General features: G+C 72.0%; 8 protein-coding genes and 4 pseudogenes. 7 read left to right on the top strand and 5 right to left on the bottom strand.

Translation table 11 applies throughout. The features are described from left to right. The 5 genes and pseudogenes from ACZ573_RS36100 to ACZ573_RS36080 form a co-directional block, all read left to right on the top strand. The coding region (locus ACZ573_RS36100; protein WP_471312723.1) for an STAS domain-containing protein at positions 1-275 on the top strand (275 nt) is incomplete at its 5' end. A gap of 153 nt (positions 276-428) precedes the next feature. Next, the gene (locus ACZ573_RS36095) at positions 429-836 is read left to right on the top strand and encodes a DUF5133 domain-containing protein (protein WP_471312720.1); all 408 of its coding nucleotides are present in this window, start codon (positions 429-431) and stop codon (positions 834-836) included. Between the two features lie 349 nt (positions 837-1,185). Then, a pseudogene (locus ACZ573_RS36090) lies at positions 1,186-1,281 on the top strand (plasmid stabilization protein); the annotation flags it as partial. A 681-nt stretch (positions 1,282-1,962) separates the two neighbouring features. After that, positions 1,963-2,127: a hypothetical protein gene (locus ACZ573_RS36085; protein ID WP_471312718.1), complete on the top strand. Its 165-nt coding sequence runs from the start codon at positions 1,963-1,965 to the stop codon at positions 2,125-2,127. A 54-nt stretch (positions 2,128-2,181) separates the two neighbouring features. Beyond that, positions 2,182-2,452: pseudogene (locus ACZ573_RS36080) on the top strand (IS5 family transposase); the annotation flags it as partial. A gap of 183 nt (positions 2,453-2,635) precedes the next feature. Here the strand turns inward: ACZ573_RS36080 and ACZ573_RS36075 are convergent. The 5 genes and pseudogenes from ACZ573_RS36075 to ACZ573_RS36055 form a co-directional block, all read right to left on the bottom strand. Next, a complete protein-coding gene (locus ACZ573_RS36075; RefSeq protein WP_471312716.1) occupies positions 2,636-3,091 on the bottom strand; it encodes an RpiB/LacA/LacB family sugar-phosphate isomerase in 456 nt (151 codons plus the stop codon). A gap of 318 nt (positions 3,092-3,409) precedes the next feature. After that, the gene (locus ACZ573_RS36070) at positions 3,410-5,128 is read right to left on the bottom strand and encodes an amidohydrolase (RefSeq protein WP_471312714.1); all 1,719 of its coding nucleotides are present in this window, start codon (positions 5,126-5,128) and stop codon (positions 3,410-3,412) included. 651 nt (positions 5,129-5,779) lie between these two features. Next, on the bottom strand, positions 5,780-6,235 hold the full coding sequence (locus ACZ573_RS36065; protein WP_471312712.1) for a hypothetical protein: 456 nt from the start codon (positions 6,233-6,235) through the stop codon (positions 5,780-5,782). A 563-nt stretch (positions 6,236-6,798) separates the two neighbouring features. Further along, positions 6,799-7,644: pseudogene (locus ACZ573_RS36060) on the bottom strand (IS5 family transposase). A gap of 22 nt (positions 7,645-7,666) precedes the next feature. Next, on the bottom strand, positions 7,667-8,425 hold the full coding sequence (locus tag ACZ573_RS36055; protein WP_471312710.1) for an alpha/beta fold hydrolase: 759 nt from the start codon (positions 8,423-8,425) through the stop codon (positions 7,667-7,669). Between the two features lie 105 nt (positions 8,426-8,530). Here ACZ573_RS36055 and ACZ573_RS36050 point away from each other — a divergent pair, with 105 nt between their 5' ends. Next, complete coding sequence (locus ACZ573_RS36050; RefSeq protein ID WP_351161944.1) at positions 8,531-8,950, top strand: MarR family winged helix-turn-helix transcriptional regulator; 420 nt, start codon at positions 8,531-8,533, stop codon at positions 8,948-8,950. Positions 8,951-9,181: 231 nt separating this feature from the next. After that, positions 9,182-9,475 (top strand): annotated as a pseudogene (locus ACZ573_RS36045) (helicase associated domain-containing protein); the annotation flags it as partial. Positions 9,476-9,544 lie beyond the last annotated feature (69 nt).

The following is a 9,544-nucleotide window of genomic DNA, read 5'->3' as shown; positions in this document are numbered from 1 at the left end:
TGCCCGGGACGGTTCAGGTGGTGGTGAGCGGCGAGATCGACTTCGACAACGCCGCGTTCCTCCGCGAGGCCCTCCTGGCCGCCCTCGTCTCCCACGGCGCGACCCTGCTCGTGGACCTGGAGCGGGTGACCTTCTGCGACTGCGCCGGCCTCAACACCCTCCTGACCGCCCGCCACGCGGCCCTCCAGGCCGGACGCAGCCTGCACGTCACGGCGGCCGGCCGACGGGTCGAGCGGCTCCTGAACCTCACCGACACCCGCCCCCTCCTCACCTGAACGCACCCGCCCGAAAGCAGGTGACCCCCCATGACCGCCCCCGCCCCCGCCCCCGCCCCCCTCGCACGGGGCCCCGGAGCCCACCCCATTCCCGGGACCCCCGCCACACCCGTGCCGTCCGATCGGGCAGTCCAGCGGGCTGTGGGCACGCTGATGGCGACGACCCCGGCCACGGCCCGCGAGGCCGAGCGCATCCTGTCCGCCGCTGCCGCAGGGTCCGGCCTGCCCGAAACCGCCCTGGCCGCCGCAGTACTCGACGCCTCCCGAGGCAAACCCGTCCCGGCCCGCCCCGAGCGGGCACTGCGCCAGGCCGTCCACACGGCCCGCACCCCGGACCCCGCACCGTCCTCGGCATCGGGCCCGTACCTGCTGCCGCTGCGGGAGGACGCCGAAAAAGCCCTCGGCCGGTTCTTCGAGGCCCGCCTGCGCCTGACCGCCGCGCCCGCAGACCCCGAAACACGCCGTGCCTTCGAGGACTGCCTGTTCACCCTGTGCATCCTCATGGGCCAGCCCTGCGCCCCCGAGGCACTGCACGAGGCCGTCCAGTACACCGAGAGCTGACCCCATGGCCTTTACGGCCCCGAAGCCCAGGCCGGTCGGCAGGCCCCGCCCCGCCCCTGACGGAGAGACAGTCGATCATGAACGCCAAGAAACACGACCCGCGCCCGGGGCTGCTTCCCGATGAGGGAGCGGCCGTGGACGAGCACGGCCGCCCGCCGGGAGTCCCGTCCCGGACGGGCCCCGGCGCCGGCCCGCCCGCCGACCCGGCCCGTGTGGAGCGTGCCGGCAAGGAAGGGACACACCGGAAGGCCGGTGCGCAGCTGCCTGCGGACGAGCGCGCTGAATGAGGTGGCCGGCGCAGGAAGGCGCAACACGGCCGAGACCCCACCACGAGCCGAGGAGGGTTGTCATGCCTCGTGGTTCCAGGCCGAAGAGGGAACGGCAGTACGAGCACATCAAGGAGAGCGCCGAGGAGCGTGGCGAGAGCAAGGACACAGCCCGCCAGCCCCGGCGCGCTGCGCCGGTGATGGTGTGGCCCCCGGCTGCGGGGTGGGAAGGCAGCCATGGCCGCGGCGCCCGGTGACTCCCGAACTCACCGACATTGATTTCGGTGGGGCCCCGGTGGGGGCGGGCACCCGCGCGTGGTGAGACGCGGGCATGGTGCGCGGCACCGACCGCGGCGGTTGCCGGTTGAGTGCGGTTGGACGTGCGAACTGGAGGGGTGCCTGCGTGGTGTGTGCTGGGCTGCTGCCGTCGGGTCCGTTGCCCGGGGGCGGCGGTATGAGCGCCGGCGCCGGGGGTTCGCCGGACGCTCCGTCCCGGCCGGGGAGGAGGCCGGGACGGGGCGTCGGGGTGCCGTACGGATCCGGGCGGCAGCCCGTCGTGCGGGCGGGCCTGCCGCATGACGCCGGGGGGAAGGGCGGCATGCGGCGGGGCCCGCTCCGGAAGCGCCCCACCCGCGAGGTGTTCGCTTCCGGTGTCCACGCGTCTGTCCCGGCCGCCCTCCCTCAAACGCCTTCCCCTCCAGAAGTTCTGATCGGAGTTCGAGCGGATCGTCCTCCGCGGGGTGGCCGGACTCCCGGGCCGGGAGTAGCCGGGAGTACCGGCCAACATCTCCGCCGCCGCCCTCAGCCGACGCCTGGCCGCCCGTCACATCCCCAACCGGCCCGCCCGGACCACCGCCCTGGTGGCCCGCGCGTGCGACCTCCCGCCCGCGGTCCTCGGCCCGCTGCTCGGCCTCCACCCGATCACGGCCGTCCAGGGGCGCCGCCGCGCCGCCACCGACGGGACCGCCTACCTCCGAGCACGCCAGCACGCCCTTACCGACGGGCCTCCCCACCTCGGGCACTGATCCGGTCGTCCGGGAAGTCCGCCGGGGAGAGCTGCCCCGCACGACTGACACCGCGGCTACCGCGCATACCTCGTCGACCACGCCGCCCCGCCCCGCCTCGGCTCGACCTCGGCGTCGTCCGCCGCACCCCGGGCACCAAAGGCTTTACCGTCCTCCCCCGCAGGTGGGTGGGCGAGCGCACCCTGGGCCGGCTCATGCACCTCCGCCGCTTGGCGCCCGCGACTACGAAGGACTCCCTGCCCGCTCCACCGCCATGATCTACATCGCGATGATCGCCCTGATGACCCGCCGCCTCACCCGCGAATCGACTCCAACCTGGCGAGGCGCCTGGATGCGGCCGCTCCTGGCCGTGCCGGCCACCGCCACCAGCGTCCAGGAATCCATCGCGGGCCAGCCCGACGGCCGTGATGGCGTCGGCCGAGGCGCTGTCACCGAGTTGGCGGCCGTCGTCCGCACGCACCTCGCCAACGAGACCCCGCGTACACGGCTGGAGGCTCGCCGAGTTCGTTCAGGGTGTGGTGCTGGTGTCGTCGAGCCGTTTGACGCGCGCTACGTTCTCGCGGTCCTCGGCGTCCGTGCTCGCCTCGGCGGCGAACCAGGCGTCGAGGATCTCCTTGAGGAGCGGTTCCGAGGTCAGGCGCAGGCTGAGCGCGAGCACGTTGGCGTCATTCCAGCGGCGCGCACCGTCCGCCGTGTAGGCGTCCGTGCACAGGGCTGCGCGTACGCCGGGAACCTTGTTCGCGGCGATCGACGCGCCCGTACCGGTCCAGCAGCACACGACGGCCTGGTCGGCGTTCCCGGCGGCGACCTCGCGGGCCGCCGCCTCCGAGCAGGCTGCCCACTGTGGATCGTCGCCGGGGTTCAGCGCGCCGTACGTCACCACATCGTGTCCGCGGTCGCGCAGTTGACCGAGGAGTGCGCGAGCCACGGGTTCGTCCATGTCCGAGGAAACGGAGATCCGCATGTCCCGAGACTAACCGCCCTGGAACGGACGGTCGCCGCGAGTCGAGGAGTGAGCACCTTGGTGTTGCCGAGGAGGCGGGGGCGGTGCGGGTGGGAACGACGGTCGTGGTGTGTCGGGCGGCGGCCTCTCCGACGACCGTGGCGGGGGCGCCGGCACTCCGGCCGCACCGATCGGAAGGTGGAGCGGAGGCAGCTCCGACGGCTTCAAGTCCTCCGTGTACAGCTTCTACCAAGTGTGACTGGCAGCGGCTGGCCGCAGCGACGTCTGGATGCCTGGCGGCCGCAGCCGCCGGGCGTGGTGGGGCAGGGGCGAGCCGATTCAGCAGGAGCAGCCCCACTGCGGGGCGGGTGCGGTCGAGGGGGTTCCGCAGGCCTGGTCGGTGGGTGCGGGCGGGTGGACGGTGGTGCCGGCCTTGATGGTCTCGATCACCTTGATGTCGCGGATCTGCTCGGGGTCGACCGTCAACGGGTTCGCGCTGAGGATGACCAGGTCCGCGAGCTTGCCGACCTCGATACTGCCCTTGCGGTCCTGCTCGCCGTACTGGTGGGCGGCGTTGATGGTGATCGCGCGAACCGCGTCCAGGGCGGAGACCTGCTGGTCGGGGCCGAGGACGTGGCCGCTGCGGGTGCGGCGGGTCACCTGGCTGGACAGCACGGCGATCGAGTTCGGCAGCGCCACCGGGGCATCGTGGTGCGAGGTGTAGCGCAGGCCCTTGTCGAGTGCCCAGCGGGCGGGGGAGATGCTCTCCGCCCGCTTCTTGCCGAGGACGGTCTCGCGGTACCAGTCGCCCCAGTAGTAGGTGTGCATCGAGAAGAAGGACGGCAGGATTCCCAGCCGAGCGAACACGTCGACCTGGTCCTCGCGGGCAGTCTGCGCGTGGATCGCCACGGTCGGCCGCCGGCCCGGCCCGGCGGCCTCGACCGCCTTGAGGAACTGGTCGATCGCCGCGTCGCCGTTGACGTGCGCCAGGACCTGCCAGTCCCGCTCGACCGCCGTAGCGATCTGCTTGGCCACCACCGCGTCGTCCGGCACTGCCGGGTACCCGCAGTAGTCATCGGGCTGTCCGGGCGGCGGCGTCAGGTACGGCTCGGTGAGCCACGCGGTGCGCCCCTGCGGCGAGCCGTCCAGGACCAGCTTCACGCCGGCCGCGCGGACGCCGTCCACGTACTCGTCACTCACCCCGATCGGGTCGTCGAGCGTGGATGCGGTTGCCTCATCGGCCTTCACGTACGCGACCACGTCGACCGGGAGCGGCACGGCGGCGGCCGTGTCCCGCAGCGCCTTGAGGTTGGCGAGGGTGGTGCCGCCCTCCTGCACGGTGGTGAAGCCGAAGCTCGCCGCCGTGGCCGCGCCCGTCGCGAACAGCATCAGCAGCTCCCGTTCCGGGAGCCCCACGAGCGCCAGGTCCGAGGCCGGGGTGAACGCCCTCTCCTCCAGCACGCCGTCGGGCTCGCCGTACGAGGGCGGGACGGCGAGTTCGCGCCGCCGGATCACCCCGCCCTCGGGGTCGGGTGTGGCGGCCGAGTAGCCGAGCCGCTTCAGGCCGAGGCTGTTCACCGCGCCGAGGTGGAAGGACTGGTGGATGGCGAGCACCGGGCGGTCCGTGGACACCTCGTCGAGGTCGTCGCGGTTGGGGTGCCGGCCCTCGGCGAGCATCGCGTCGTCGTACCCGAAGCCGATGATCCAATCGGAGTCCGCACCCACCGGGCCCGCAGCCCAGGAGCGCAGCTTGTCCTTCAGAGCGGCGAGGTCGGTGACGTCGCCGTCCGGGTCGGCGAGCAGGTTGGCGATGACGGCCTGCAGGCCGATGCCTCCGAGGTGTCCGTGCGCGTCGATGAACCCGGGCAGCAGGGCGCGGCCCCCGAGGTCCCGCACGACGGTGTGCGGGCCGCGCCAGCGTTCCAGCACCTCCTGCTCGGGGCCGACGAGGACGATGGTGCCGTCCTTGATGGCCACCGCTTCGCCCCGTTCGTCTCCGTGCTCCGCGAGCGTGACGATGTCGCCGCCGTGGAGGATGAGGTCGGCCTGCTCGGCCATGCTGGTATTCCGTTCGGTAGAAGGATGGTGAAAGCGGCCCAGAGCCTAGAAGCGACGTGGGCAAACTTCGCCGAGGACGGCCGGACTTCACCGGAACGGGGCAGCGCGGTCGAGGAACGGGGCCCGCGGAGGGGGGAAGGAAGCCGTCTCCGAGGTCACCGGTGTGGCGGTAGCACATCAGGCCCCGGACCAGCCCGGCCCTGATGCCAGCCGACCACCTCAGCGTGACCAGCTCCTGGACCCTGGTCTCCGGGTCGAGTGGCGGTGCTCGTCGTCAACGGGCTGTGCGCACTGGGCCTGGCCGGTCGAGATGGCCGACCGGCTGAACGTCACGGCCGAGGACGCGCCGTTGGCCGCGCTGCGTGGCCACCGGGCTCGGGACGACCTACTCCAAGGCCCTGGTCATGCTCCTGACCGCGCAGGACAGGTGACACCACGCGTCACAACATCGGCCCTGTTGGCTGAAGTCGGCCGCCCATCGACAGGCATCCAGCTGGGACCCGAGGACTCGAATGAGAGGTGGCAGTCCAGGTGAGAGCCGGGCGGGGCAGGTTGCCGTGTGGAGCGGGCCTGGGGCCGGTTGCGTGGCGGCAGCGCGGGTGGAGGCCGCGTCGGCGACCCGCTTGGGCGAGTCGCCGACGCGGCGGGGCGTCAGCAGGTGAGGGTGACGTCGTGCACGACCGGCTGGGGTGTCCAGGGGAAGGAGGCCACGCCGAACGTGCCGCGGACCGTGGTGCCACAGGGGACGGTGCTCGCCGGGCCGCGCACCTCGAGCGTCGTGGCGGTGAAGACGACAGGCTTGTACTGCGTGAGGGGCGGGGCGCCAGCGCCCACGACCTCGGCGGACAGCGTGGTGGACAGCTCCTTTGCGGCCGGCGTCGGGCTTCCGGGAGAGGGCGGCCCGGCGAGGCTGACCCTGCCATAGAACTGCACCGCGTTACCGGTGACCTCCGCGCACAGCCGGGTGAGCAGGCCTGCCTGGAGGCCCGAGTTCCCGCAGGTGGTCACGGTCTGGTCGGCGGCGGCCTCGGGGGTCGCGGCGGCCGGGCCGGCGGCCAGAACGGTCAGGCCGGCAACGCCGACCGCGAGAAGGGCTAAGCGGTTCATGGGGACGTGCTCTCCTTTGTGTTTTCGTCGGTGCGTGACGGGCCATCAACCCGCCTTGTGTGATGTGATATTTCACATCACGCAAGAAGGCGAGATGATCGCGCCCTGAACTTCTTCCGTCAGAGGGTCAAACTCTCCGGCGCAGCGGTCGGCCCGACGTTCCGTGGTGGAGTGCGCAAGCCCCGCCTCGCTCTCAGGCTGATGGTTGGCTCGTTGGCTGCACGGTTTCGTGGACCAGCTCGGCGAGCTGGAGCAGGAGCCCGTACGTTGCCATCCGCCCGTGGATGCGGATGAAGTAGGACCGGCCGGTCGGCGTTGAAGGACATTTACACGGTGTGTTCCGTGCTGGTGCAGAGAGCCATGTCGTTCGGCTCCGGCTTCAGCCCGACGCCCGCTGCTCGGGAGCCGGGACCCTCGTAGCCCAGAACGAACGGATCCATATCGGCCTGAGTTTGGGCGGTCGGGGTCGGGGTCGGGGTCGGGCCAGGCTTCTCGACCTTGAAGACAGGGACGAGCTGGCCAACCCCGCAGATGCCAGCGCGAGGAGCACCGGCCTCCCGGCCCTAGAGCCTGTCTGACAAATGATCATCTGGCTGGTTCCCGGAGCCAGAGGATCAGGGAGACCAGGATGCCTCCGGCGTGGTTGCGGTCGGTGAGCTGGTCGAACCTGGTCGCGATCGCGCGGAACTGTTTGAGGCGTGCGAAGCATCGTTCGACCGCGTTGCGGTCGCGGTAGATCTCCTTGTCGAATGCGGGCGGTCGGCCTCCGCGGCGCCGCAGCAGGTGCCGGATGGCCCGGCTGGAGTAGGCCTTGTCGCCCAGGAGCCGGGTCGGGGTCGTGCGCGGGCGGCCGGTGCCGGCTCTCGGAATGCGGATCCCGTCGAGGACCTGGGCGAAGGCGGTGGCGTCGTTGACGTTGCCGGGCGTGAGCACGATGGACAGGGGCAGGCCCCGGCCGTCGACGGCGAGGTGGACCTTGGTGGTCAGCCCGCCTCGGGACCGGCCGAGGGCCTGGCCCGCCTGCGAGCGGCCCGGATCTTCCAGTTCGTCCCCGTCCGCGGCCCCTTTTTACGTGCGCCGGCGGCGTGCTGGTGGGCCCGGTTGACCGTGGAGTCGACGGCGACGGTCCACTCCACCCGGCCCACCGCGTCGTCGCGGACCTGCACATGCTCCGACAGCCTCGCCCACGTGCCGTCCGCCTCCCAGCGGGCGAACCGCTCGTAGACGGTCTGCCACGGCCCGTACCGGTCCGGCAGGTCACGCCACGGAGCCCCGGTCCGCAACCGCCACAGCACACCGTTGACCACCTGCCGGTGAGCACGCCACGGACGGCCACGCCCGTCCACCTGCGGCAACAAGGGCTCTATCCGCTCCCACGCCGCGTCCGTCAACTCGCCTCGACCTGCCACAAGATCAATCATCAGACAGCCCTTAGGGCGTGGTGAACTCTGCGACGGCTGCGAGCACCGTCTCCGGCGTCTCCAGTTGCGGGAGGTGTCCGGTGTCGGCCAGCGGTCGGAAGACGGCGCCGGGGATGGCGGCTGCGTACGCCTCGCCGTATCCCAGTGAGGCGATCCGGTCGGCGGTGCCCCAAGCCACCAGGGTGGGCACGCGGGTCGCCGCCAGCCGCTCGGCCAGGGTCGGGTCGGCCATCTCCCGGCCCGCATACGTCGACAGGGTCTCGCGGTTGGTGGCCATCGTGGCGCGCTGGGCCTGGGTGAACCGGTCGGCGGCGGCGAGCGGGGAGCGGGCCGGGTCGTGGAAGGAGAGCGCGGCCACCTCGTCGGGGCGGAGCGCGAAGAAGTCGGCGAGCGGGTGGCCGGGCACGGTGATCCCGACGCCGTTGAGGATGACGGAGGCGGCGATCCGCCCCTCGTCCAGCAGGCCCATCTCGGCGGCGATCCAGCCGCCGATCGAGTTGCCCACCACGGTGACCTCGGTCAGCCCGCGCTCGGCCAGCAGCGCGGTGTACGCAGCGGCCAGCGCGCGGATGCCGTCCAGGGTGGCGGGGCGTGGGGTGCCGTCGAAGCCGGGATGGGTGGGGAGCAGTACCCGGGCGGAGTGGCGCTCGGCCAGGAGCGCGGCGAACGGCCGCATGGAGGCGGGCCCGGCGCCGCCGTGAAGCAGCAGGACGGGGCGGCCGGAGCCGGTCTCCTTGACGGTGAACGGGACGGGGGCGGTGGCGTTCATGGGGTCTCCCGGGGGATAACTGCGGCCGCGTCGGGGCTCGCTAATCAACATGTTTATATAAGCAACCTTAGATCAGCAGGCTGGGTTTGCGCTAGCCTGAATCCCGTGACCCGGACCCCGCAGCAGGTCGCGCTCGCCGTGAAGCGCCTCCAGAACCGCCACCACCGCGCGCTGACCGCCACCCTCGCCCCGCTCGGCGTCTCCCTCGCGCAGTGGGACACCCTCCGCCATCTGCACGCACACCCGGACGCCTCGCTGCACGACCTGGCTCAGCTCACCTTCCAGACCGACCAGGCGTTCGGTACCCTCGCCGCCCGGATGGCGGCCCGGGGCCTCATCGAACGCGTCCCGGGCCCCGGCCGGGCGGTCCGGCATGCCCTCACCCCGCACGGCGAAGAGATCCGGCAGGAGGGCGAGCGCAGGGTCGCCGCCGAGGTGGAGCGCTCACTCGCCCCCCTCGCAGAGGCCCAACTCGACCAGCTCGGCGCGCTGCTGGAGCAGGTTCTCGCGGCGGGGGAGGGCTAGCGCCTGTCTCCCGTCGGACCAGATCGGTCACCGCCAACGACGAAAGAGACGAGCACGCTGGTCGCCAAGCGCTGGCACTTCGACTTCACCCTCCACCCCGAACGCATCGCCCGCGCCATGGACCTGATCGCGTTCAACCCCCGCGGCCCCCTGACCCGCTCACGCTGAACGGGCCTCGCCGCCGCACAGGCCTTCCACGACGACTACGGCCACCTCGACGTCCCCGCCGACCACACCGACCCGATCGGCTTCGAACTGGGCCGCTTCATCAACACGATGCGCGAAGCCCGGGCAGCGGGCCGCCTCGACCCGGAGTGGATCGCCGAACTCGACGCGCTCGGCATGATCTGGGACGAACACCAGGCCGCCTGGCGCCCCCACTCGTTCTTCAGCCCATCTACCGGTCCATCATGCAGGCGCCAGCAGAAGAAGCCAGCCCGAGTCTCGCCACTGCTGCCGGCTGGCCCGCTGCCGCGGGTCCAGGCCTGGGTGCCGTCTGGAGGCTTCGGGTGGTGGTGGTGGTGACGTTGGGCGGGGGCGTGACATTGTCATCTAGCTTGTTTTGTAGGTGACTTGGGGAGGGTCAATGGGCAG

It is taken from the genome of Streptomyces sp. NPDC040545 (genome assembly GCF_055595065.1).
This window is presented reverse-complemented; position numbering and strand designations above follow the sequence as displayed.